A 25,089-nucleotide genomic window follows, 5' to 3' on the forward strand; every position below is an offset into this window, starting at 1 on the left:
TAACACCGAGGTTAACGTTTCAGATGAACCGGGTGATAACAATAACTAGAAATTAAGGAGCTTACGTTGCAAAAGTCTGAACCCGTAATACGCTTTTCAGCGGACCGGTATCTTATGGGAGTGAAGAGGTTTATTGCCGTATTGCCACAGTGTCAGGCACTTGGCATGCGGGTTGAGTCTGCTGATCACGAGCACGTCCTCTTTTCGCTTCCTTTTGCCGAATGCCACATTGGCAATTCACGCAAGCAGCTGATTCACGGCGGTGTGATTGCTACGCTTTTAGACACGGCCTGTGGCTCTGTTGCCGTTTGTGCTTTGCCTCGTTTCGAAATGTGTCCCACTTTAGACCTGAGAATCGACCATCTTCGCCCTGCTGTAGCGGGTAAAGCACTCTATTGCAGAGCCAGTATCGTGCAGGTTACGCCCCGGATTGTCTTCACGGAGGGGGTGGTATATCAGGAGAAGGGGCGGCCTGTATCCCGTGCGGTGGCTAATTTTATGCGACTGGGAGCTGGTAAAACCCCAGTTGAAATGGATGAGGCTTTGTTTAGCCCGAATAACGAAGGGGAGGAATGATGACCTATTCGGATAGCATGGCTCAGCTGGTCAGCGAAACACAACGCTCCGGGCATTGGGAGACGCTGCTTGAACAGATCCCTTATGCCGGATTTATCGGACTTACGGCTCAAACCCTGGGTGATGAAATTCTGTTTTGTATGGAACCCCTGGAAAGCAACACGGGTAACCCTCTGTTGCCAGCGCTCCACGGTGGTGTGATTGCTGGCTTTATGGAAACGGCAGCTACGCTTAATCTTATGGTGAGCCTGAATGTGGATCAGGTGCCTAAAGTTATCGATTTTACAATCGATTACCTGCGTTCCGGCAAAATGAAACCTACCTACGCTACCTGCATTCTGAGTCGGCAGGGGCAGCGAATTGCTAATGTTCAGGTCAATGCATGGCAGAAAGATCGTGAAACCCCGATTGCTACGGCCCGGGTTAATTTTCTGATGCATGATAAGTAACCGGGCCGGTTGAGGGTTTAAAACAAGCTTGGCCTTTTTTCAGACTGGGATGGAGGTGGTTATGAACCGGCAACGTAAGATTTACCCTAAAAACAACCACTTAAATTTTTTTTATTGCCCTTGAAATATATCGGGTTGTTCCCATATTCATTGTCAGATAACTATCGCAGGTGGGCATGGCACAATGTTTATGTGCTTTCCGACCTGTAGTAAACCTAAATGCCGTTGTTCTTAACCGTTCAGCCCATGGAGATCTGATTCAATGTCTGTTGAAGCACAGAAAGAAACCCTTGGTTTTCAAACAGAAGTAAAGCAGCTTCTGCACCTTATGATTCACTCTTTGTATTCAAACAAAGAGATTTTCCTGCGCGAACTGATTTCCAATGCGTCCGATGCCTGCGACAAGCTACGTTATAAAGCGTTAGAAAATGATGCTTTATACGAGGGGCAGTCTGAACTGCAGGTCAAGATCACTGCAGATCCGGAAAACAACACGGTGACGATCAGTGATTCCGGTATCGGTATGAATCGCCAGGATGTGATTGATCACCTGGGTACGATTGCTAAGTCAGGCACTTCTGAATTTTTAAGCCAGCTAACAGGCGATCAGAAGAAAGACTCCCAACTTATCGGTCAGTTTGGTGTGGGTTTTTACTCATCATTTATCGTGGCAGAAGAAGTGGAAGTGGTGACCCGCAAAGCAGGTAGTCCTGCTGGAGAGGGTGTTCGCTGGGTATCTAAAGGCGATGGTGAGTTTACGATTGAGGCTGTTGAAAAAGCAGAGCGTGGCACCGCCATCACTCTGAAGCTGAAAGCGGATGAGAAAGAGTTCTCTGAAGATTTCCGTCTGCGCAACCTGATCCGTAAATACTCCGATCATATCGCGGTGCCGGTATTGATGGAAAAGCAGTCTTTTGAAGAGCCAAAAGAAGGTGAAGAAGCGACAGATAAAGCACCGGAATTTGAAGCCGTTAACGAAGCTCAGGCGCTATGGACCCGCTCCCGTACCGACGTTAACGATGATGAGTACAAAGAGTTCTACAAGCATGTTTCCCATGATTTCGCCGATCCGCTGACGTGGTCCCATAACAAGGTGGAAGGAAAGCTGGAATACACCAGCCTCCTGTACCTGCCAGGCAAAGCACCGTTTGACCTGTACCATCGTGAAGCGTCCCGTGGTCTGAAGCTGTACGTGCAGCGCGTGTTTATTATGGATGATGCGGAACAGTTCCTGCCGCTATACCTGCGCTTTATCAAGGGTGTGGTGGATTCTAATGATCTGTCCCTGAACGTTTCCCGTGAGATTCTGCAGCAGGACCCGAATATTACGTCCATGAAGAGCGCGCTGACCAAGCGTGTGCTGGATATGCTGACTAAGCTGGCCAAGAACGATACCGAAAAATACCAGACCTTCTGGAACGAGTTCGGTAGCGTCCTGAAAGAAGGCCCGGGCGAAGACTTCTCCAACAAAGAGAAGATCGCCAAGCTGTTGCGTTTCACCTCAACCAACAGCAGTGATGAGACCCAGAATGTTGCTTTGGCAGATTATGTTGAGCGCATGAAGGAGGGTCAGGACAAGATTTACTATGTCACTGCCGAGAACTACAACACTGCGAAAAACAGCCCGCACCTGGAGATCTTCCGTAAGAAAGGTATCGAAGTGCTGCTGATGACTGATCGTATCGACGAGTGGCTGATGAGCCACCTGACCGAGTTCGATGGTAAGTCGTTCCAGGATGTCGCCAAAGGTGAGCTGGATCTGGGGGATACGGAGTCTGAAGAAGACAAAAAAGCTCAGGAAGAAGCTGCAGAGAAAGTTGAAGGCATGGTTGAGCGTACCAAAGAGCTGCTGAAAGAGCAGGTTGAAGATGTACGTGTGACCCACCGTCTGACCGATTCTCCGGCGTGTGTCGTGTTGAATGATGGCGAGATGGGTGAGCAGATGCGTCAGATTATGGCGGCAGCTGGTCAGGAGATTCCTGAGTCGAAGCCGGTTCTGGAACTAAACCCGACACACCCCCTGATCCTGAAGCTGGATCAGGAGCAGGATGAAGAGCGCTTTGGTGAACTGGCGCGTATTATTCTGGATCAGGCGATGCTGGCTGAGGGGCGTCAGTTGAAAGATGCGGCGACATACGTACAGCGTCTGAACCGTTTGCTACTTGAACTGGCTGGCTAAGCATCGGGCTTAAACCATAGCTTGGTCTAAACCGGTAGTAAAAAGGCGATCTTAGGATCGCCTTTTTTTTATCTGAAAAAAGCAGAGGTCGGGCTTCCTCTGTGATAACCGGGTATTTAGCCCATAGCTCTCTTCTCCGGCACTCTCAGTATTTTATTGTTGTTTTAGAGTAGTGGATTAATCTGGTTTTTTTATTTTTGTTTTATTTTTATCCCGCATGAATGGTTTTTTTTGTCTCATGGTACTGAGCTTAATATAAATTTTAGGTGTTCAGTCTGTATTGTTATTATTTTATGGTTTAGACTTTAGGCGTAAGTTTATAGCTTTCAGGGTGTGAGTTATAACTTCTTCACTGCAGTACCCCTTTAGTATCTGCCAGACTCTTGATAATGATAAGAATATCCCTCGGAGGATTTCCATGACGTTGAAAAACAAAGTGCTTGCAGTTGTGTTGCTGCCAGTACTTTTAATTACGGTGACACTGACGTTTATCAGCTACAAAGACCTTAAGACTGAGCTTATTAAGTCAGTGAGTACGGATACTCAGCGTGTTGTGAGTGATCTCAGTGTTACTATCCAGGGCTGGATGAAACAGAAGGCCAGTGTGGCAGAAGCTTTTGCGTCACTATCTGCCGGACAAGATAACGTTTTACCCTTTCTTCAGCAGGCTGCAAAGTCAGGCCATTATGATGTTTTCTACTTTGGTGGATCAGATGGTCGGGCCTTCTTTTCTGATGTGGAAATTCAGAAAAGCCTTGATAAAAAAGGCTTTGACCCAACCGGGCGACCTTGGTATCAGACTGCAGCAAATGCCGGTAAAACAATTTTTACAGCTCCGTATAAAGATGCCAACTCTGGTGAGTTGATTATATCGGTAGCAACCCCAGCTCAGGTCAATGGCCAGTTTTTGGGCGTTGTTGCGGCTGATCTGGGTTTGGGTGAGGTACTGAATACCGTTGAGTCAATCGATATGGGGCCGCATGGCTTTGTGATGCTGGTGGATGAGACGGGTACAGTTATTGCCCATCCTAATGATATTTTTAGGATGAAACCTTTAAGTGATGTTGGGCCGGAGTTAAACAAAGGGTTGGTCGACCGACTAGCAGGAAATAACCGGATGGAGATCCTGCCTATCAAGGGCGTTGATCATATGATGCGCTTCAAGCGTGTGGGTGACTCCCGATTCTATGTTGGCATCGCGCTGGAGACAGGTCATGTGATGGCCCCCTTGTCTGATTTGCTTGCGGCTAACAGTCTGGTATCCCTGATTCTGATTATTGCCGCTGGAGTGGTCAGTATGTGGATGGTGGGGCGTGTCATGAAGCCATTGCATGCAATTGGTACCGCACTTGAAGAAATTGCCCAGGGTGAAGGTGATCTGACCAAACGTCTGACCGTCGATACTAAAGATGAGATTGGCTCACTGGCGGAGCACTTTAATCATTTTGTTAATTCGATGCATAGGATCATTCAGGACATTTCTGTTCTGTCTAAAGATCTGCGTCATACTGCTGAAGAGAGCGCTAAAGTTGCTAAGCGCACCAGTGATGATGTGCAAACTCAGATGTCAGAAGTGTCTATGGTTGCGGCTGCGGTTGAAGAGATGGCAACGGCTACCCAGGAGATTGCCGGTAATGCTGAAAATACGGCTGCTGCTGCTCAGGCGTGTGCAGATAATAGCCGTGACGGTCAGTTGGTCGTTTCAAATACACGGGAAGCCATTCAGGGACTGTCAGGACAGGTTCAGGATGCCGGTGTTGTTATTGACCGTTTAAGTGAGCACTCTCAGGGTATTAGCTCGATACTTTCGACTATTCAGGGGGTTGCTGAGCAAACTAATCTATTGGCACTGAATGCGGCGATTGAGGCTGCCCGTGCGGGTGAACAGGGGCGCGGCTTTGCTGTGGTTGCCGATGAGGTACGTGTTTTGTCTCAGCGTACTCACCAGTCTACAGAAGAGATTCAGCAGATGATTGTCAGTTTGCAGAAGGCATCTGGAGAAGCGGTAGATCTGATGTCAGTAAGCCGGCAGCAAGCGGAAGATACTGTCGAAGAGGCTCATAATGCCTATGAGAAACTACTGAGTATTACAGAGGCAATTGCCGGTATCAGTGATATGTCGACTCAAACTGCTGCAGCCACAGAGGAGCAAACTCAGGTTAACCACAGTATTTCTGAGAACACCCTGAGAATTCGTGATATTGCCGCTCAGCTTTCGGATGAATCTGATTAGTCCCGAGCCCGTGCATCGGAGCTGAATGCTCTTGCAGAAAGCCTTCATGATCAGGTTAAGCGTTTTAAATTATAGCCTGTAGGGTACAAAATCAGCAGTAGTTCTGCTGTACGTTTACTGGACTGCAAGCCGGCTGCCATTTATGGGAGTCGGTTTTTTTTCTATCCGAAAAGAGACTGGGTGTCTGCGGAATAACTGTTTTTTTGTTTGATGCTTGCCTGCCGTTGGTGAGTATCCGGCGTTGTAGTCTTTCCAGACAGTTTTTTCCAGCTCTGTTCTATCGAGGTATCCACTGGTTCTGAGCGGTGTTGCCAGACATACCAGAGCGCATAAAAAACGATGAAAACAACGAGAACCTTCAGCCATAAAGCAAAAGGGCGAAAAAGCAGAGGGTAGCTCACCATGGTTAGCATCATTGTGGTCGACAGCAGTTTTGCCCTGATTGGGATAACCCGGTCTGCCTCCCAGCTTTGTATCATTGAACCAAAGATCTTTTGCTTCAGTAACCAGTGGTGAATTTTGTGCGAGCCTTTCGAAAAAAAGAGCGCGGCCAGAATCACAAAAGGTGTTGTGGGCAGAAGTGGCAGGACAACACCGATAGCACCCAGAATAAGTGCAAAAAAACCTGCAGCTATAAATAGGGGTTTTCTGAACTTATCCATAGGATTCTCCTCTGGATATCAAGGGAAGGTGGGTATAAAGATAGGCCACATTTAATATTTTAATGAAAAGATTAATGGATTATCTGATGCCCGTTAACCCTTCCGCATCATATCGAAAGGCTTGTTTACTATGGTTTTGATGCCAGCCTGTCTTAGGACGGCCTTTTATGTATGACTTAATCGTCAATCAGGTCTTTGGTTTTTTCTACGGCCTCTGATGCCCCTTCTTTTGTGGAACAGGCGGCTCGCTCTGCAGTGCATTTAGTCATACAGCCCATTTTTCCAAAACTATCATCAAAGTAACGCACTTTACAGCTTGCTTCGCAAGCTGTCTGTTTTAGTGAGCAGCTGGCCTGAGCTGATATAGGTAGTAGAATCAGAGAAAGTGCTGCACTGACAATAAAGGTTGTGCTTTTACTTGGTGTTACAAAAGGCATAAATACTCCGTCCCTTCTGGCTGCTGAATTTATATACGGTAAGACATGTGTTAATTATCGTAATTTATACCACCTGAGTTCAAGGCAAAATGATCGTAACTTTCTGCGCAAGGCAGATCTTTCGGGCTGAATTCGTTTTATAATCAGAGAGCTTTTTTTGACCAAACAGCTGAGTACTCTGAACCAGGAGTGCTCTGAACGAGGAGTACACTGAAGAGCATGATAATGCCATGAACGAGCCCCATGATTTTACACTGATCGCACAAAATAAGGCTTTTGTGGTGATTAACAAATCACCTGGTGTTGATGTACATCGTGATGGACAGGAAGCCGGCATTACAGAAAAAGTTTCCGAGGCCTTAGGGGGCATGAAACTTTATCTGGTCCATCGGTTGGATAAGGTTACTTCCGGTCTCATGATTCTGGCAAAAGATGCTGCCACATGTGCTGAGTTAGCAGAGCTGTTTCGCGAAAGGAAGGTAAATAAATACTATCTGGCGGTGTCTGCGCGAAAGCCAGCCAAGAAACAGGGTTGGATTATTGGTGATATGGCCCGCTCCCGAAGAGGGAGCTGGAAGCTGACAAGCAGTAAACAGAACCCTGCCGTTACTCAGTTTTTTTCCTGCTCGTTGAAACCAGGGTACAGAGCCTTCCTGCTGAAGCCTCGCACAGGAAAAACCCATCAACTCAGGGTTGCTCTTAAGAGTATTGGTGCTCCGATATGCGGAGACGCTCTTTATGATGATGCGGTGCTGGCATCGACGGAGAAACAGACTTATCTTCATGCTTATCAGCTGCACTTTAAATGGCAGGGTGAGTTACATCATTATAGTGCCTGGCCGCATAAGGGAGAGCACTTTACCACGGATGATTTTAGTCGTTTAAGAGATGTTTGGTCTGAGCCTGATGGCTTAACATGGCCTAAAACTAAAGGGCTGGTCTGAATTGAACATAAAGGAAGATGTCAGGTTTAGTTAACGGGCTCAGGGCTGATCACAACTGAAGAAAATGAATTTGAACGTTGCGGGTGTGATTAACTTGTTGCGCAGGTGATAAAGCGGAAGGATTTTTGACATTATCAGCAGATTGGAAACCTCTGAACCATTCTCGGCAGATAAGGTTCGTGTATCACAGTTTTCACCTTTGACCATTCGGGAGCTCACCCCCCGGGATGCCAGGGCTTTTCATTACCTTCGTATTCGGTCTATTAGCACAGATCCTACCAGTTTCAGTGTTCTGTTAGATGAGGAGGAGTCGATGAGTGCAGCTCAGATTCACTCTTTGCTGGATCGCTTCAATCGATCGACGAGCGCGGCATTGTGGGGTGGCTTCTGTGCCGGGTATCTGGTGGGTATGATCGGACTGGAGCCTAACTTGGGGCCGGTGAGGCAACATAGCGGTATTGTAACCAGTTTGTGTGTTTTACCCGAATATCGTGGGCAAAAAATTGCAATGGCACTGATGAATCACCTTATGGACTCTGCACGGAGAAATCCACAGCTGGAATCTCTGGTACTTGAGGTGAGTGAAACCGCCGTAGCTGCTATCCGCTTATACCGTAAAGTAGGGTTTAAGGAGACCGGGCGAGAGCCAAAAGCTCTTGCTTTTGGTGATCAGCGTTTTGATCTGATCCGGATGAGTCTCTTTGTTTAATGAGGATGAAATAATCCAGGCTGCGTTGCCGGACGACTGGAAGGGCTCTGAGTGAAGCCCTTCTCTGGGTGGCCGCCGGTGATGCAGTCGTATGTTTTTAATACCTGAAGCGCGCCACCAGCGCATTGAGCTGCTGCGCAAGTTGTGTCAGTCGGACACTATTCTCAGTAGTCTGTTCTGAAGTATGAGTGGATTCATCTGACATCGTATTAATTGCTATAATGCTGCTTTCAATTTCATGGGCGACAGCACTCTGCTTTTCACTGGAGTTGGCGATCTGATCATTCATTGTGGTGATCTGGTCGACGGTGTCTGATATTGCGCTCAAGGCATCATTGGCAGCTTCTGCTTGCTGGACAGTTTGCTCTGCTTGTTCACAGCTTTTCTGCATCAGGTCTGCAGCATTGCCCGTGTCTTCCTGCAAGGCAGAGATAATCTGTTGAATCTCCTCAGTTGCTTCCCGGGTACGGCCTGCCAGATTACGAACTTCGTCGGCGACAACGGCAAACCCTCTTCCCTGTTCACCGGCTCGGGCTGCTTCAATTGCTGCATTGAGCGCCAGAAGGTTCGTTTGTTCGGCAATCGCCTGAATCACGTTGATCATGCCTGTGATATTCTCAGACTGTGCTTCCAGTTTACGGATTGCAGACATGGCATTGTTGATGTTGTCTGAAAGACCTCTGATGTCATGTCGCGTTCCGTCAACAACTTTGTACCCGTCTTCAGTCACCTGGCTGGCTGTTTGTGCCGCCAGGGCAGCTTCAGCCGTGTTTTTTGCCACATCAGCCACCGTTGCCACCATTTCGTTAATGGCGGTTGCTGCCCGGTTTGTTTCCTGGGTCTGGCGATTCAGTCTGTGGTCATTTTCGTTTGCAATCTGATTCATTGTTTCTGAGGTGCTGTCCAGGCTATGACTGGTATCTGCCACTTGCTGAACCATCTCCCGAATACGACTGGTAAAGCGATTAAAAGCACAGGAGAGTTCAGTGATCTCATCGTTACCACTTTCATCCAGGCGGGCTGTCAGGTCACCATCGCCACGGGCAATCTCATCCATGGCTTCATTAATGTGGTCCACCCTGCTCTGGATGACATTGCGATAAACCAGCCAGAATGCCATGAGTACTACCAGTAACAAAGAAACCATGAAGCCAGTAGTTTTAAGGCTGGATTGAAAGCCTGCCGCAAGTGAGTCGGTAATATCGGTTGTGATCTCCAGTACGCCATGAACATCACCGGCCAGGTGATCGGAGACAGAAACCCGGATCAGGGTGCGGCCATTTTCCTCTATTCTTTCAACAATAGTGGCATCAGGGTCTTGCCTCAGCTTCTCCCAGGTTTCCTGTTCAAAGCGATTGAGTTGATGGCTGGTCCGGCCGGGAAGAGAATGATGGCTGTAGAGTTTAAGTGTCAGGCCTGTATTTCTCATCAGATCGCTTAGGTCGTTAAGCATGTTCTCAGGTGGAGGGATCCTGTCACTGTGGCCTTTGTAGTTGCTGTCAAGGGTCAGATCTTTTGATGCCATCGCTTTGTTGGCAACGTTTTCAGTGTAATATTTCCTGAGAGTTTTAAACTGATCTGCTGTCGAGCGGGAGCTTTCTGTAACCCCGGCAATGATGGTTTCGCTCATCTGTTTGGGGATGAATAATACGAGAATGAGCACGATAACAGCGATCAGGGTGATAATAGGAATTACCATTTTGCCGAACAGGCCTAAATTTCTCATCATAAGTCCTTAACTATCAATGTACATTCCATGCAAAAGCCTTTGTTATTTGTTTTTAGCGGCAGTGATTCAGACTTCGGGTGCTGTTTTAAATCGGGCACTGCTTGTATTATCAACCCAGAGGTGTGAAGCATAAAGTAATCGTTTGTATACGGTCATGGTTTCTTATCTTGATGCAAACTGTGCTTTGCACTGCCCGGTGGCTTGCTGTAAAATTCCGCCCCCTTTCTTTTTCTGGCCCATCAACACTGCAACAGTCTGAGGTATACATGGACTCCACGCGCTATTTGACGCCTGCTCAAATGAAAAATGATGTTTTGTCCGGTTTAACGGTTGCTCTAGCTCTGGTGCCGGAGGCAGTTGCATTTGCTTTTGTCGCTGGTGTGGAGCCTTTGGTCGGTCTTTATGCTGCCTTTATGGTTGGTCTGGTGACAGCCTGTATCGGTGGTCGTCCGGGGATGATCTCCGGGGCAACGGGTGCTCTGGCCGTTGTGATGGTTTCCTTAGTCGCTCAGCACGGTGTCGAATACCTGTTTGCTGCGGTTGTACTGATGGGAATCTTTCAGGTGTTAGCAGGCGTCTTCCGGCTGGGTAAGTTTATCCGGATGGTGCCGCACCCAGTGATGCTCGGCTTTGTTAATGGTCTGGCCATTGTGATCTTTCTGGCCCAGCTTGGGCAGTTTAAGGTTAAAGACGAAAGTGGTGATATGACCTGGATGTCCGGTGAGCCTATGATGATTATGGCAGGACTTATTCTTCTGACGATGGCCATTATTCACTTTTTGCCCAAGTTAACAAAGGCGATTCCTTCGTCACTGGCGGCTATTGTGACGGTGACACTGATCGTGATGTTTATGGGGCTGGATGCGCGCTCTGTGCAGAATGTTCTGGCGGATATGACCAATGATCCACTGGCTTCTATTGCAGGTGGTTTTCCTGAGTTCCATATCCCTATGGTGCCTATGTCACTGGAAACACTCTGGATTATCCTTCCTTACTCTCTGATTCTGGCTGCGGTTGGCTTAATTGAATCGTTGCTGACATTAAGTCTGATCGATGAAATGACCGAAACCCGGGGGCGGGGTAACAAGGAGTGTGTCGGTCAGGGCGCTGCAAATGTACTGACCGGCTTCTTCGGCGGTATGGGGGGGTGTGCGATGATTGGTCAGAGCATGATCAATATTAACTCCGGTGGCCGTGGACGCCTGTCTGGTATTACCGCTGCAGTTTTTCTGTTGTTGTTTATCCTGTTTGCCTCCTCACTGATTGAGATGATTCCGGTAGCGGCTCTGGTTGGTGTGATGTTTATGGTGGTGATAGGCACCTTCGAATGGGCGAGCTTACGCATGATGGGTAAGATTCCTAAGTCTGATGCCTTTATTATCGTGCTGGTATCCGGGGTTACCGTGGTAACAGATCTTGCGATTGCAGTGATTGTGGGTGTGATTGTTTCAGCACTTATTTTTGCCTGGCAGCATGCTAAACATATTCAGGTACGTGTTATTGAAGAGGATGATAATCACAGAGTTTACGAGCTGACAGGCCCTCTGTTCTTTGCGTCAATCAATAACTTCCGTGAGCAGTTTGACCCTAAGAATGATCCTCAGGATGTGGTGCTGGATTTCCGAAATTCACGTGTAAGTGATCACTCGGCGCTGGAGGCCATTGATACACTGGCAGAGAAATATATTGCTGCGGGTAAAACACTTCACCTGCGCCACCTCAGTGGCGAGTGCCGTGAATTGCTGCAGAAAGCAGGTGATTTGGTTGAGGTTAATGTGATTGAAGATCCGACATATCATGTTGCCAGCGACAAACTGGCATAATCTCTTTGGCCTGTGAATGCTAATGACTCAGGAACATGCTTTATCGGGGGCGTCCGGCTCCCTTAGCCAAAACGGGCAGGATGAGATCCTGCCCATTTTGTATCAGGATGAATACCTTGTGGCTATCCATAAACCATCGGGTTTACTGGTTCACCGGAGTCCTATCGACCGCCACGAAACCCGGTTTGCCGTCCAGATGCTTAGGGATCAGATTGGTTGCAAAGTATATCCGGTACACCGGTTGGATAAACCAACTTCAGGTGTACTCATTTTCGCCTTAAGCTCAGACATTGCCCGAAGACTGGGTGAGCAGATGATGGCTCATCAGATGGATAAAACCTACCTTGCCGTTGTGCGTGGCTTTGCGCCAGAGTCCGGAGATATTGACCACGCCCTGACAGAAGAGCCTGACAAGCGTGCAAGCGGGTCTAAGGAAAAAAGCGATCCGCAACCCGCTTTCAGTCGGTACCGCTGCCTGGCGACCGCGGAGTTGGATGTTTGTATTGAACGTTATCCTCAAAGCCGGTTCTCTCTGGTCGAGGTTAAGCCGGAGACCGGGCGTCGACATCAGATTCGACGGCATTTGAAGCATATTAATCATCCTATAATAGGTGATGCAAAGCATGGCCGCGGGCGTTATAACCGGTATTTTAAAGAGTATCTCCAGAGTGACCGCTTACTCCTGGCGGCGATATCAATCCGTTTTAATCACCCTGTTTCCGGAAATCCTCTCGTGATTTCAGCACCTTTAGACGCCTCTATGCGGCAGATAATGTTACGTCTGGGTTGGGAACACTGGGTGCAACAATACGGTTAGTACCCGCTTGGGGTTCTGTTAACGACGGATTAAAAAGAACATAGAGTTGCGCTGATGAATGATGATTATGGTTTTCGCTTTGGTGGTATTTCCCGTCTGTATGGGGCTGTGGCAGCAAAGGCCTTTGCAGATGCCCATGTAGCGGTTGTAGGTATCGGTGGCGTCGGGTCGTGGGGGGCTGAAGCTCTTGCCCGAAGTGGTATTGGGCAGATTACTCTGATCGATCTGGACGATATCTGTACATCTAACATCAATCGGCAGATTCATGCGATGGATGGTGAAATCGGGCGGCAGAAGGTTGATGCCATGGCTGAGCGGATTCAAGCGATTAACCCAGCCTGCAAAATAAATGCAATATCAGCATTTGTAACTGAGAATAATGTTGCTGAACTGATGCTGAAGGAGTTTGATTATGTGCTGGATGCGATTGATTCGGTCAAGCATAAATGTGCAATGATCGCGTACTGCCGCCGTAATAAGATCCCTTTGATCACTATCGGTGGCGCGGGAGGACAAACCGATCCTCTGCAGATTCAGATTGCGGATTTGAGTAAAACAGAGCAGGACCCTTTGTTGGCGAAAACCCGAAATCAACTACGTCGCCAGTATGGTTTCCCTTCCAATCTGAAGCGACGTTTTTCGGTTGAGGCTGTTTACTCAACTGAGCAGTTGGTTTATCCGTCCGGTGATGGTGAGGTATGTCACCAGAAACCGGATAATGGTGGATCTGTCCGACTGGATTGTCGAAGTGGTTTCGGGGCTGTGACCGTTGTAACGGGGACCTTTGCCTTTGTTGCTGTATCGCGAATTCTGAAGAAAATTGCAGCCAGAGCGCAACGGGAAACCAGTGAGTAGAAATACCAAACGCTTGCCTGCTCATAATCTAAGGTATTAAAAGAAATAAAAGCCACGAGGGAGCTCGGGGAGCAACGAGACTTGTGGCTTTTGCGTAATAAGGCAGGGCTATCAATTAACGGTATGTAGGATCTGTGCTGCCAGAACCTTTAAAGCATTTTGAACGCCTGCCAGACTGTTCTGGTCTGTATCTATATCATGAAGGCCTTTTTCAATAACTTTGGAGAAATACTCTTCCTACTCCAGTGTCAGGTCAAGTTCATGAAAACTCCCTCTGATTTCCAGTAAAATATTATTGATCTGGCTAGCCATTTTGCCTTCATGGCTACTAATTTCGGTGTTTAGCCTATCAATAATGGTCTGAATTTGGCTGAGAAGGCCTTTTAATGCGTTTTCACGCTCCAGATCGAGATATTTTGCTTCCAGCCCCTCGATAATGACAGCGGTAACATCCCTTAAACGGCCGTAATTCACTTCATCATCAACCGGCATGTTTTTAATCAGAAAGGAAACATGACTGTCGTTTAAAATAGTCCGGTTATCAAAGTCATATAGGCGGCCCACGCCACGAAGCAGTTCAAAAATATTGAGTTCAATGGGGCTGCATTCACCATTGAGTTGATCAAAAGAGTGAATCTCTTTACCGTGGAACTGCAGGCTGGTAACCAGGTTCAGGTTCCCCATCATCTCAAAGAAATGTTTGGCGACGTCTGCAAGGGAGTCCGCCTGCATACTGTTTTTGAAGAACTGAAGTACGTAACCGTACTGGGAGGCTTCTGCCATCGACTGGAATGCCATCGTTCGTGAAAAGGCTTCCTGATCTTTAAGGCTTCTTTTTCCCAGCTGATACTGGCCGACAGCATGAACTTTGGCGAACAACTCTTTCATTTCAAACGGTTTAGGCACGAAGTCATCGCCGCCAGCGTCGTAGGCCTTCAGGCGTTCTTCCAGGGAGTTATGGCCGGAAACAAAAATTACAGAAAACTCATGGTCATTCTTTTTCAGCTCACGGCATAGGTCAATCCCATTTTTACCTGGCATGTTGATGTCGAGTAAAATAAGGTCCGGTTTGTGCTCTTCAAACAGCGCTTCGGTATCTTCACTGGTTGTAGCTGTGTGAACCTTATATTCACCTTCCAGCATATCGCTGACCATCTCGCAGTGCATTTCATCGTCATCAACAATCAGTAACGTCAGGTCATTCATTCCTAGTTCCCTATCTTTCACGGGTGAGGGCTGCATGCATTTACTTTGATACTTTCAGATAGCCGGGCAGCCTGTCCCCGGATATGGTCCGTTTAATTTTCGCTGATATAGTTTTCTGTCCAATTCAGGAACTCATCCGGTGGCAGAGCTTTACTGTACAGATAGCCTTGCCCGATATGGCAACCCATTTTGCAGAGGGCCTGTTTCATTTCTTCTGTTTCAATACCTTCAGCAACGCAGCGAACTCCGAGCTGATGTGACAGTGTGACTGAGGATTCAACAATAGCCTTTGATATAGGGCTGCTCAGCATGTGAAATACGAAGCTTTTATCTATTTTGATCTCGTTAAAAGGTAGCTGATTAAGTTGTGATAAGGATGAGTAGCCCGTTCCAAAATCATCAATAGACAGAGAAAAGCTTTTAAGACGTAGCCGGGTCAGAGTATCGGAAACAGCCTGATTGTGGTCGCTCAGGCCGATGCGTTCAGTGATCTCAAATGTGATCATATCTGCAGGGGCCTGGTATCGTTTTAACAGGCGGGTCATAAGTGCGGGAAGGTCCAATTCGTACAGATAGGCTGCGGACAGGTTTATGGATATTTGTAGTGGAGGAAGCCCGGACTCCAGCCATATCGTCATCTGTTTGAGTGCCTGTTCAATAACACTTTCAGTGAGCAGAAGAATTTGCTGATTGCTTTCGATCAATGGCAGAAAGTCATCGGGCATGATGAGTCCGTTTGGGTGATGCCAGCGTACTAACGCTTCGGCACCATGTAGCTCACCGGTTTTAAGGTTGATTTGCGGTTGATAGTACGCAATGAATTCGTTCTGCTGTAGCCCTGTTTGGATGTCTTCGGGGTTAAACTTTAAGGCTGCAATAGTGGACGACGAGGGTAAGGTTTGCCCCTGGTTCTGCTTAATAAAAGGTTGTTTTAATAACTCTGTCAGCGTATTAAGACTGATAGGTTTATTCAGTTGGCCCAGAACAGGTACATGGAGTCGGTCTGCCAGTTTATGAGCTCCATCCAGAACAGAGCGTTCAAAGCCTGTCATCAGAATGAGCTGAGGTTTCACCGGTAGGCTACCCAGATGGTTGATCACTTCAATACCATCAACATCAGGCATGGATAGATCCAGTACTAAGATATCCGGCATGGGGCATAATGTGAGCTCATCCAAGCTGCTAAGCACGCTGCATTGCTCACAGGAGAAACCTTGCATTTCAGCAATTTCTGCCACAAGTCCACAGATCTCCCTCTCGTCATCAATAACGAGTAATCGCTTTGTTGGCTCGGTCGAGAAATCACTCATAAGACCTCCATGGTCTTCGGTTGCTTCATTTTTTATCCCACCGCCAGTGACTCAGAATATTCAGGATATCTTCTTTGCCGAAGGGCTTCTTCAGCAGCTCGCAAGAGTATTTTCGGGCTTCAGTCAAGCTGACGTTTTCAGCATAACCTGAAGCAAGAATGACCCGTGTCTCGGGTGTTCTTGTTCTAATCCACTGGGCAAGTTGAACACCGTTTTCACTACCTGGCATTACTATATCTGACAGAACCAGAGAAAAATTCTGAGGTTCATTCTTAATGATCTCCTTGGCTTCATCTGCACTACCGGCTTGTTGTGTTTTAAAGCCGATGGTTTCAAGGATCTCGTGTAGTGATGACCGGATATCTTCTTCATCGTCAACAACCAGTGCCGCATGCCCTGCAGGGATTTCAACCTCAGGTATAAGAGTAGCTGAGGAATCCCCGGCTGTTGATACTGTTTCGGATCTTGGCAGCCAAAGGCAGAAAGTTGTGCCAATATTCTCATGGCTTTCCACTTCAAGAAATCCGCTGCTGCGTTTGGCAAAACCATAAACCATGCTCAATCCCAGACCTGTACCTTTGCCCTTTTCTTTTGTGGTAAAAAAAGGATCAAAGATCTTTTCCTGCAGCTCTTTTGGAATGCCTGATCCCGTATCCTTGACCGATATGCAAATATAATCGCCCGGTTGTCGATTACGCACAATTAACGAATCGTCAGTGTCGAGGCTCACATTGGTAGCACCTATGGTCAGGGTGCCCTGTCCGTCCATGGCATCTCTGGCATTAATTGCCAGGTTGATCATGACATCTTCAAAGTCTCCCCTGTCGATCAGAACCGGCCAGAGGTCCTTTGATATTTCAAGAACGATCTGAATATTTCTGGTGAGTGATTTGGTTATCAGTTCGATAAGGTCGCTCAGAATATCATCGATGTGGCAGACTTCGCTGTTGATCTGTTGCTGGCGTGAGAACTGCATTAATTTGTGCGTCAGACTGGTGGTACGGGTTGCTGCCTTGTTAATTGCACAGAGATGTTTATTTGTTTTTTCATTATCACCGAGCTTCATCTCCAATAGTTCAGCATGGCCTCTGATAATATTGGTAATATTGTTAAAGTCATGGGCAATACCTCCTACCAGTTGACCTATCGCTTCCATTTTCTGAGTACGGCGCATGCGGCTTTCAATGCGTTTTTTCTCAGTAATATCATGCACAACCATTAAAATTGAGGGGCGGGATGACAGGTTGATTGAGTGCGAGTGAATTTCCACATCAACAACATCCCCCGAGTGCTTCTGCATTCGGCTCTCCAGAACATGGTAGTTACCATTTTCATTGTTGATCGATACCAGGGCATGGATATCCATCACCTGCTGAACCGGAATCAGATCGTAAATGCCTTTGCTGAGCATCTCGTTCAGAGAGTAACCGAATACCTCTGTAGCCGTATGGTTCACCGCAATAAACTGAAAGGTTTCCCGGTCAAATGCCATTAATGACAGTGGACTGTCGAAAAACAGAAGTCGGAACTGCTGTTCCTGCTGAATCAGGTCGCTTTGAATTTTCCGACGGTGTTCATTAAGCACCAGAATGTGTAAATAATTGGCTACCTCCCGAACAAAGTTGTACTGATCCTTATGCCACTGAGTGCGTTGTGTGTCTTCTATCATAAGAAAACCGATCAGATTGCTGTTTTTAATAAAAGCCGCACAGATAAGGGTTGCCGTCTGATTTCGTCGGATATATTCCTGCGAAAGGAAACCGTTGTCTGAATCGGGGCGGTTTAGATTAGAAAGGGAAAGTACCCGAACCTGTTCCAGCTGACGGACAAATGTTGTATTGCTGTTCAGTAGCAAAGGGGTCTTCTCACAATAATTTGCCTGGGCATGATCAATCTGAACAACATTCCGATAAACGGGTGTGTCTTCTTCTGCGAGCCATATACCGGCTCTTGGTGCCTGTAATGTATTGCTGGCCAATTGGCAGATCTCTCTGACCAGCTGCTCAAACGGAGCATCCTCCTGGGTGGCAATACGGGCAACCTCCAGAGTTGCCCTTTGCTGCTTCCGGATACGTATACTCTTTTCATGGCGTTCTGTATTTGTTTCCAGCTCTGCACGCACATCCTGGATCTGAATCGAAAAAAGCAGCTCTGAATGCTTGATAAAAGGTAGGCATGAGACTCGTACATTGATTAGATTTCCGGCTTTGCTGTGGGCTTTCAGCTCCTGTAATTCATCCGGGTCTTTCTGATGCAGGTTAAGCTTGAGCTTTGGGATCAGTCGAGTAATAACCTGCCCCGTAAGGCGCTCAGAAGGAAAGGCCAGAAGACTTCCGGCAGATGAGTTGTGATTGATAATGATCCCTTCGGCTGTTGTGATAAACCTCGGCGCTTTGCTGTTTATAAACTGAAAGTCCTGTCCGCTAATGGCCTCTGTTTTAAGGTCTGTCTTTGCCCTTCTGGCCAATTGACTCTCTTCTTCCGGCCTGAGCTCATCAAGAATCAGCAGATTGACACACAGTGAGATGAGTGGCTCCAGACGGTTTATATCATCAGTGCCATAATTATTCTGTCGACCAAATAACACCAGGATGCCTTTTTTATCACCCATGGAATTTGTCAGTGGAATCAACATCAGACGCTGAAACAGTCGCCAGGCGAGTGTATTTGCCAGCTCGGCTTTAACGGCCGTAGAGCTGTTAGCGATTAAAGGAGCTGTTCGTCTTATTTGAGGCAGTAAGCAGGAATAGATCTCTGTTGCATGTTTTTTCAGGTGTTCCTTGTCTGTTGTGTTTTCCGGGGCGTGCGCAGTAAATTCAGAGATCAATGTGCCGGAGTGATTGTGGAGCAAAAAGGCAAATCGGCTTCCTGAAAGTGAGATCATAGACTCTAAGGCGCTGACCATGATGTCAGGCAGCGGCACCCGACTCTCAAATTGCTTGAGCAAAAGAAGAGAGGCGTAGAGTGCTTTTTCTGAAGTTTCAGCGGAACCGGACATGGCATTCCTTTGGTGTCGTGTTCGATGATGCTCTTTTAATAATCGCTCATCTTAAGAATTAGGTTACGGAGCAAAGAAAATCAAACATTAAGATATGTATTTATTGTTTTTTTGCTGGGGAGTGGTTCTTGGATTCTGTTTTGCTCTTGTGCTGTTTCAGGCTTATGCATACCATCGGAGCAATTTTTTAAGTCCGGTGCTTTATTTGAGTTTAAGCACCGGGTGTCTCAGGAGTTCTTTTATGCATTACCCGGAAACTAAGCTTCCAAACGTTGGGACAACCATTTTCAGTGTCATGTCTCAGTTGGCCGCCGAGCACCGTGCCATCAATCTGTCTCAAGGTTTTCCTGATTTTGACGGTCCTCAGCTGATTCGTGATCGTGTTGTCCACTATATGCAGTCCGGCGCTAATCAATATGCCCCTTTTATTGGCGTGCCTTCCTTACGTCAGGCGATTAAGGATAAAGTTGCACGGCATTATGGTGCAGATGTTGATGCTGAATCAGAGGTTACGGTGACGTCAGGTGCCTCTGAGGCTATTTACGCTGCGATCACGGCTACCGTGCGTCAGGGGGATGAGGTGATTGTTTTTGATCCTTGCTATGACTGTTATGAGCCTGCTGTTGAGCTCAATGGCGGGGTTTGTCGTCATGTCGCTCTGGATCTGCCGGAGTTTAAGATTAATTGGCTGGCGCTGGAGCAGGCAATTTCACCCCGGACCCGGATGATTATTGTGAATGCACCCCATAACCCCAGTGGCGTTAGCCTGAGCCGGGATGAACTGGACCGGCTTGCGGAGTTGATTCGGGATACCAATATCCTGTTATTGGGGGATGAGGTTTATGAGCATATTGTATTCGATGGACAGTCTCACAATAGTCTGCTTACCCACAAAGAGCTGGCACGGCGCAGCTTTGTGATCTCTTCATTTGGTAAGACCTACCATATCACGGGCTGGAAAGTGGGCTACTGTATAGCCCCTGTCGCGCTATCAACGGAACTGCGCAAAGTACATCAGTATATTACATTTTGTACTCCAACACCGATGCAGCTGGCGATTGCTGACTATATGAACACTCACCCGGAATATGAATCCGAGCTATCGGGTTTCTATCAGGAGAAACGGGATATTTTTTGTCATGAGATCCGCCGTAGCCGTTTTGGTTTTACGCCAGCTAAGGGCGGTTACTTTCAGTTGGCAGACTATAGTCAGATCAGTGATATGGATGACGTTAGCTTTGCCCGTTGGCTCACTACAGAAGCTGGTGTGGCGGCGATTCCTGTCTCCGTTTTCTGTGAGCAGCCAAAACCGGACGCGCGGCTGATTCGTTTCTGCTTCGCCAAAAATGAAGAAACCCTAAAACATGCGGGAGAGCGGTTATGCCGGTTATAAATATCAATGAAGAAAAAGTTGAGAATGACCTGAGAGTGACCCTGGTTCAGTCAGAACTGTTTTGGCACCAGCCTGAGCAGAACAGGGAGATGTTTGCTGAAAAACTATCAGGCTTGTCGGGTCAGACCGATGTTGTCATTCTGCCGGAAATGTTCACAACAGGTTTCTCCATGGCACCGGAAGCTATTGCTGAACCCGCTGACCAGGAAACATTGCAATGGATGCAGCAGCAGGCCAAATCTGTCGATGCAGTGGTTTGCGGTAGTGTTGCCGTTAAAGATAACCAGGGTTGCTATAATCGTTTCTACTGGGTTCAGCCGGATAGCCAATGGTACTCCTATGATAAGCACCACCTGTTTCGTATGGCCGGTGAGCATGAGCACTATCAGGCGGGGCAGACTCGTCCTGTTATATCCTATAAGGGTTGGCGTATCTTCCCTCAAATCTGTTATGACCTGCGGTTCCCGGTTTGGAGCCGGAATCATGATGAATATGATTTAGCGATTTATGTTGCTAACTGGCCGGCTGTTCGTGAGCACCCCTGGCAAGTGTTGCTTCAGGCCAGAGCGATAGAAAACCTGTGCTATGTTGCTGGCGTCAATCGGGTCGGACAGGATGGCAATGGTCTTAATTACAGTGGTCGCTCGGCTATGATCGACTTTAAGGGGCATAGTTTTGAAGATTACGCTGCCGGTGAGAGCTTTATCTCGACGTGTACTTTATCTCTGGATAGCCTGAAAGCGTTTCGTCAGGCTTTCCCTGCCTTTGAAGATGCGGATGGTTTCATACTGAAGCAGAATAAACGCTAATCTCCAGCTATCACGACAAGCATTGTAAGTCTCTGAGGTCTTAAACTTCAGGGGCTTTTTTTGTTTTTAATCAAGTGATAAACACGCGGATAGGCCCGCTGTCATTTCAGGCTGGTGTCTTCGGGTAACAGAAAGTGTTACCTGAATAATGTTGGCTTTAGTGATTGTGCACTTAAAAGTAACTAAATACGCCCTGTTTTGGTGCATTGTAATGATGTGGGTTTCAGGCCGAAGTTTTATTTTAATTATTGTTTGATGCCTGCATGTGTAAACGTTGGTTGCTGTAAAACCTTCTATGGGCGGTCTTAGTGACGTTTTTCAACGATCTACCCGATGTTATTTCCTGTCCTAAGGGAATTAAACAAGCGTATTAATAAGAGTTGGAATAGCAGTTGCATATAGACTAAAGGTCAGTATGTAGCCGTAAGCTACTACGAATCCCAAAGACACGAGAGGATTAATAACAATGAAGAAAATGGGTCTTATCGCTGCAACGGCAGCTATGACAGTTGGTTTTTCTGTAAACGCATCTGCCGCTGATACGCTGGCATCTGTCAAGGAACGGGGTTTTGTACAGTGTGGTGTAACGACCGGTGTACCCGGTTATTCCAACCCTGATGACAAGGGTAACTGGAAAGGGATGGATGTTGATGTTTGTCGCGGGATTGCTGCGGCAACTTTGGGCGATGCCGATAAAGTTAAATATATTCCTCTGAATGCTAAAGAGCGTTTTACGGCGCTTCAGTCTGGCGAAATTGATGTGCTGTCCCGTGTTACAACCTGGACGCTGACTCGTGATAGCTCTCTGGGTCTGAACTTTGCGGGTGTTACATACTATGACGGTCAGGGCTTTTTGATTAATAAAAACCTGGGTGTAGAAAGTGCCCTTGAGTTGGATGGCGCTTCCATGTGTATTCAGTCCGGTACCACGACTGAATTGAATGCGGCGGACTATTTCCGTGAAAACAATATGGAGTTTGAACCGGTTGTATTTGATACCGCTGACCAGACTGTAAAAGGTTTTGAAGCCGGTCGTTGTGATGTTCTGACCTCTGACCAATCTCAGCTGTATGCTCTGCGCATCAAGCTGTCTAACCCATCATCAGCAATGATTCTGCCAGAAATTATTTCTAAAGAGCCACTGGGGCCTGTTGTTCGTCAGGGTGATGATGCCTGGTTTAATGTTGTTAAGTGGTCCCTTTTTGCCATGGTTAATGCTGAAGAGCTGGGTCTGACGTCCAAGAATATTGATAGTATGAAAAGCTCTAAAAATCCTAATATTGCCCGCTTTGTCGGTGCTGAAGGTATCAAGGGTACAGGTTTATCGCTCTCCGATAACTGGGCTTACAATATTGTGAAGCAGGTTGGTAACTACGGCGAAGCGTTTGATCGTAACCTGGGTACGAGTTCACCGCTTAAAATTGAGCGTGGCCTGAATGCACTATGGAACAAGGGTGGCCTGCAGTACGCACCGCCTATCCGCTAAGTCTGTTCGGGGGGGGAGGATGTAACTCACCTCCCGTTTGTGTTTTTGTCCATTCAGTAGGAGTACCGCCTATGCCATCTGATGCCAATAAGTCGCCGTCTGCTCATACGACGCGCTTCTGGCATGACCCTGCAAAACGAGCTATTTTGTTCCAGAGCTTACTGGTTATCGCAGTGCTGGGTTTTGTCGGGATGATTGTTCAAAATACTCTGCATAATTTAGAAAGCCGGGGTATCACTACAGGTTTTGCCTTTCTCTCCCAGGAAGCGGGTTTCGGCATTGTTCAGTCGTTGATTGACTACACCGAATCCAGTAGTTATGGACGTACTTTTTTTGTGGGTTTGCTGAATACTTTATTGGTATCAGCGCTGGGGGTTGTTGCTGCAACTGTTATTGGCTTTGTCATGGGGATTGCCCGTCTTTCCAATAACTGGCTAATCGCGAAGGTTGCATCTGCATACGTTGAGATTTTCCGTAATATTCCGCTGCTGATACAGATCTTTTTCTGGTATTTTGCTGTTTTGAGAGCGCTGCCATCACCACGGCAGAGCCTCGAACCCCTCGATAATATTTTCATTAATGTCCGCGGCCTTTATATGCCTGAGCCTATCTATGGTGATGGTTTTGGTTGGGTCGTGGTTGCATTTCTTCTGGCTGTCGTTGCTGTTATTGGCATCGCCCGCTGGAGTAAAAAGCGCCAGGATGAGACGGGTCAACGATTCCCGCTTTTCTGGACCGCTGCTGGCCTCCTTATCGGTTTACCTTTAGTTGTATACTGGATTATGGGTTCTCCTATGACCTGGGATAATCCGGTGTTAAAAGGTTTTAACTTCCGCGGTGGTATGACGATTATTCCTGAGTTAGCCGCGCTTTGGCTTGCTCTGAGTATCTATACGGCAGCTTTTATTGCTGAGATTGTACGGTCTGGTATTGAGGCTATCTCATCGGGTCAGACCGAAGCAGCAAGCGCATTGGGCCTTAGCAAAAGCAAGGTGCTGCGATTAGTCGTTGTCCCTCAGGCTGTACGCGTGATCATCCCTCCTTTAACCAGTCAGTATCTTAATCTTATTAAAAACTCCTCATTAGCCACTGCAATCGGCTACCCGGACCTGGTTTCAGTTTTTGCCGGAACAACGCTGAACCAAACCGGACAGGCAATTGAGGTGATCTTTATGACGATGCTGGTTTATCTGACGCTGAGCCTGCTTGTGTCAGCATTTATGAACTGGTTTAACACACGTATGGCGCTGGTTGAGCGTTAAGAACGGAGTATTCATTGTGAGTGATTCTGCAAAAGTCACGGATAAGTTACTACCGGATCTGCCGCCCCCTGCGAACAGCACCGGTTTTATTGGCTGGATGCGCATGCATCTTTTCTCAACCCCTGCGAATGCGCTACTGACACTGTTTGCAGCTTATTTGCTTTATATCCTTATGGTGCCATCGATTAATTGGGCGCTTATATCAGCGGACTGGATTGGCGACAGTCGTGATGCCTGTACTTCCGGTGGTGCATGTTGGGTCTTTGTTTACAACCGTTTTGATCAGTTTATGTATGGCTTCTACCCTGAGGTTGAGCGCTGGCGAATTGATATCACCTTTGTTCTGCTAGTGGTTCTGGCCGCGTGGCTGATGCTGCCCAGAATGCCTAAGAAAGGGCTGGTAAGCTTTATTACGCTGATTATCTACCCTGTGGTAGCTTTCTTTCTGCTTTATGGCGGTAGCTTTGGCCTTGAAGTAGTAGAAACCCATAAATGGGGCGGCATGTCGCTGACGCTGATTCTGGCGATTGTCGGTATTGTGGCAGCGCTGCCTTTTGGTGTGTTGCTGGCGCTGGGGCGTCGCTCAGAGATGCCGATTGTTAAAAGTATCTGTGTAGTCTATATCGAGTTCTGGCGGGGGGTTCCTCTGATTACGGTACTCTTTATGGCTTCTGTGATGTTGCCTCTTTTTGTTCCTGAAGAGGTTGATTTTGACAAACTGCTGCGCGCCATGATCGGTATTGTCTTGTTTCAGTCCGCTTATATGGCTGAAGTGGTTCGCGGTGGTCTGCAGGCGATTCCTAAAGGGCAGTATGAGGCGGCTCAGGCGTTGGGTCTTAACTACTGGAAAATGATGGGACTAATTGTTCTGCCGCAAGCTCTGAAGCTGATGATTCCGGGGATTGTGAACACCTTTATCGCACTGTTTAAAGATACCAGCCTGGTGTTGATCATTGGTCTGTTCGATATTCTGGCCATTGTTCAGGCAGGTTTGTCTGATCCTAACTGGCTCGGTTTCTCGGTTGAAGGTTACACCTTTGTTGCTCTGATGTTCTGGGTATTCTGTTTTGGTATGTCGAAATACAGCCAGCATCTTGAGAAGCGTTTCCACACAGGCCACGGTGCTCGTTAATCAGCTGTTAACCGATCGGAGTTTTGATCGCTGAAACACACGGGCAGCGCATAAATAAATGCAGTAATAGGCTGCTAAAG

General features: G+C 47.4%; 20 protein-coding genes. 14 read left to right on the forward strand and 6 right to left on the reverse strand.

The window, feature by feature from the left end; translation table 11 throughout:
* Positions 1-66 precede the first annotated feature (66 nt).
* From BTA35_RS14090 to BTA35_RS14105, 4 genes are all read left to right on the forward strand, one after another.
* Positions 67-576: a PaaI family thioesterase gene (locus tag BTA35_RS14090; protein WP_078320459.1), complete on the forward strand. Its 510-nt coding sequence runs from the start codon at positions 67-69 to the stop codon at positions 574-576.
* A complete protein-coding gene (locus BTA35_RS14095) occupies positions 573-1,025 on the forward strand; it encodes a PaaI family thioesterase (RefSeq protein ID WP_202931272.1) in 453 nt (150 codons plus the stop codon). The genes BTA35_RS14090 and BTA35_RS14095 overlap by 4 nt, the downstream gene beginning before the upstream one ends.
* 262 nt (positions 1,026-1,287) lie before the next feature.
* Positions 1,288-3,204: a molecular chaperone HtpG gene (gene htpG / locus BTA35_RS14100; protein ID WP_078320460.1), complete on the forward strand. Its 1,917-nt coding sequence runs from the start codon at positions 1,288-1,290 to the stop codon at positions 3,202-3,204.
* A gap of 418 nt (positions 3,205-3,622) precedes the next feature.
* Complete coding sequence (locus tag BTA35_RS14105) at positions 3,623-5,437, forward strand: methyl-accepting chemotaxis protein (RefSeq protein ID WP_078320461.1); 1,815 nt, start codon at positions 3,623-3,625, stop codon at positions 5,435-5,437.
* Between the two features lie 161 nt (positions 5,438-5,598).
* Here BTA35_RS14105 and BTA35_RS14110 read toward each other — a convergent pair whose 3' ends face one another.
* Together BTA35_RS14110 and BTA35_RS14115 are read right to left on the reverse strand one after the other, a co-directional pair.
* Complete coding sequence (locus BTA35_RS14110; protein WP_078320462.1) at positions 5,599-6,099, reverse strand: YbaN family protein; 501 nt, start codon at positions 6,097-6,099, stop codon at positions 5,599-5,601.
* A gap of 176 nt (positions 6,100-6,275) precedes the next feature.
* Complete coding sequence (locus BTA35_RS14115) at positions 6,276-6,536, reverse strand: hypothetical protein (RefSeq protein WP_078320463.1); 261 nt, start codon at positions 6,534-6,536, stop codon at positions 6,276-6,278.
* A 230-nt stretch (positions 6,537-6,766) separates the two neighbouring features.
* Between BTA35_RS14115 and BTA35_RS14120 the strand changes: the two genes are divergently transcribed.
* Positions 6,767-7,480 carry a TIGR01621 family pseudouridine synthase gene (locus tag BTA35_RS14120; RefSeq protein ID WP_078320464.1) on the forward strand — a complete coding sequence of 238 codons (714 nt, stop codon included), beginning with the start codon at positions 6,767-6,769 and terminating at the stop codon, positions 7,478-7,480.
* A 199-nt stretch (positions 7,481-7,679) separates the two neighbouring features.
* Positions 7,680-8,189 (forward strand): GNAT family N-acetyltransferase, encoded by a 510-nt coding sequence (locus tag BTA35_RS14125; protein WP_160055310.1) that lies wholly within the window; start codon positions 7,680-7,682, stop codon positions 8,187-8,189.
* A gap of 97 nt (positions 8,190-8,286) precedes the next feature.
* On the opposite strand, the gene BTA35_RS14130 is transcribed toward BTA35_RS14125, so the two are convergent.
* Positions 8,287-9,915, reverse strand: coding sequence for a methyl-accepting chemotaxis protein (locus BTA35_RS14130; RefSeq protein ID WP_160055313.1), 1,629 nt, complete (start codon positions 9,913-9,915; stop codon positions 8,287-8,289).
* Between the two features lie 269 nt (positions 9,916-10,184).
* Between BTA35_RS14130 and BTA35_RS14135 the strand changes: the two genes are divergently transcribed.
* Genes BTA35_RS14135 through tcdA form a run of 3 tightly spaced genes read left to right on the forward strand, consistent with a single transcriptional unit; the run spans position 10,185 to position 13,413 of the window.
* Positions 10,185-11,741, forward strand: a complete 1,557-nt coding sequence (locus BTA35_RS14135) for a SulP family inorganic anion transporter (protein WP_078320467.1) — start codon at positions 10,185-10,187, stop codon at positions 11,739-11,741.
* A 22-nt stretch (positions 11,742-11,763) separates the two neighbouring features.
* Positions 11,764-12,558 (forward strand): tRNA pseudouridine(65) synthase TruC, encoded by a 795-nt coding sequence (locus tag BTA35_RS14140; RefSeq protein WP_078320468.1) that lies wholly within the window; start codon positions 11,764-11,766, stop codon positions 12,556-12,558.
* Between the two features lie 54 nt (positions 12,559-12,612).
* The gene (gene tcdA / locus BTA35_RS14145; RefSeq protein WP_078320469.1) at positions 12,613-13,413 is read left to right on the forward strand and encodes a tRNA cyclic N6-threonylcarbamoyladenosine(37) synthase TcdA; all 801 of its coding nucleotides are present in this window, start codon (positions 12,613-12,615) and stop codon (positions 13,411-13,413) included.
* A gap of 237 nt (positions 13,414-13,650) precedes the next feature.
* On the opposite strand, the gene BTA35_RS14150 is transcribed toward tcdA, so the two are convergent.
* The 3 genes from BTA35_RS14150 to BTA35_RS14160 form a co-directional block, all read right to left on the reverse strand.
* Positions 13,651-14,619, reverse strand: coding sequence for a response regulator transcription factor (locus BTA35_RS14150; protein ID WP_161489879.1), 969 nt, complete (start codon positions 14,617-14,619; stop codon positions 13,651-13,653).
* A gap of 92 nt (positions 14,620-14,711) precedes the next feature.
* Positions 14,712-15,929, reverse strand: a complete 1,218-nt coding sequence (locus BTA35_RS14155; protein WP_078320471.1) for a GGDEF/EAL domain-containing response regulator — start codon at positions 15,927-15,929, stop codon at positions 14,712-14,714.
* Between the two features lie 25 nt (positions 15,930-15,954).
* Positions 15,955-18,927: a PAS domain S-box protein gene (locus tag BTA35_RS14160; RefSeq protein WP_078320472.1), complete on the reverse strand. Its 2,973-nt coding sequence runs from the start codon at positions 18,925-18,927 to the stop codon at positions 15,955-15,957.
* Positions 18,928-19,168: 241 nt separating this feature from the next.
* Here BTA35_RS14160 and BTA35_RS14165 point away from each other — a divergent pair, with 241 nt between their 5' ends.
* The 5 genes from BTA35_RS14165 (at position 19,169) to BTA35_RS14185 (ending at position 25,009) form a co-directional block, all read left to right on the forward strand.
* Positions 19,169-20,320, forward strand: coding sequence for a pyridoxal phosphate-dependent aminotransferase (locus tag BTA35_RS14165; protein WP_078320473.1), 1,152 nt, complete (start codon positions 19,169-19,171; stop codon positions 20,318-20,320).
* Positions 20,308-21,129 (forward strand): amidohydrolase, encoded by an 822-nt coding sequence (locus BTA35_RS14170; protein ID WP_078320474.1) that lies wholly within the window; start codon positions 20,308-20,310, stop codon positions 21,127-21,129. The genes BTA35_RS14165 and BTA35_RS14170 overlap by 13 nt, the downstream gene beginning before the upstream one ends.
* Before the next feature lie 466 nt (positions 21,130-21,595).
* Positions 21,596-22,615, forward strand: a complete 1,020-nt coding sequence (locus tag BTA35_RS14175) for an amino acid ABC transporter substrate-binding protein (protein WP_078320475.1) — start codon at positions 21,596-21,598, stop codon at positions 22,613-22,615.
* Between the two features lie 71 nt (positions 22,616-22,686).
* On the forward strand, positions 22,687-23,877 hold the full coding sequence (locus BTA35_RS14180; protein WP_078320476.1) for an amino acid ABC transporter permease: 1,191 nt from the start codon (positions 22,687-22,689) through the stop codon (positions 23,875-23,877).
* A gap of 16 nt (positions 23,878-23,893) precedes the next feature.
* Positions 23,894-25,009, forward strand: a complete 1,116-nt coding sequence (locus BTA35_RS14185; protein ID WP_238377606.1) for an amino acid ABC transporter permease — start codon at positions 23,894-23,896, stop codon at positions 25,007-25,009.
* Positions 25,010-25,089 lie beyond the last annotated feature (80 nt).

The sequence above is a fragment of the Oceanospirillum linum genome (genome assembly GCF_001995095.2).
GTDB classification, from domain to species: Bacteria; Pseudomonadota; Gammaproteobacteria; order Pseudomonadales; family Halomonadaceae; genus Oceanospirillum; species Oceanospirillum linum.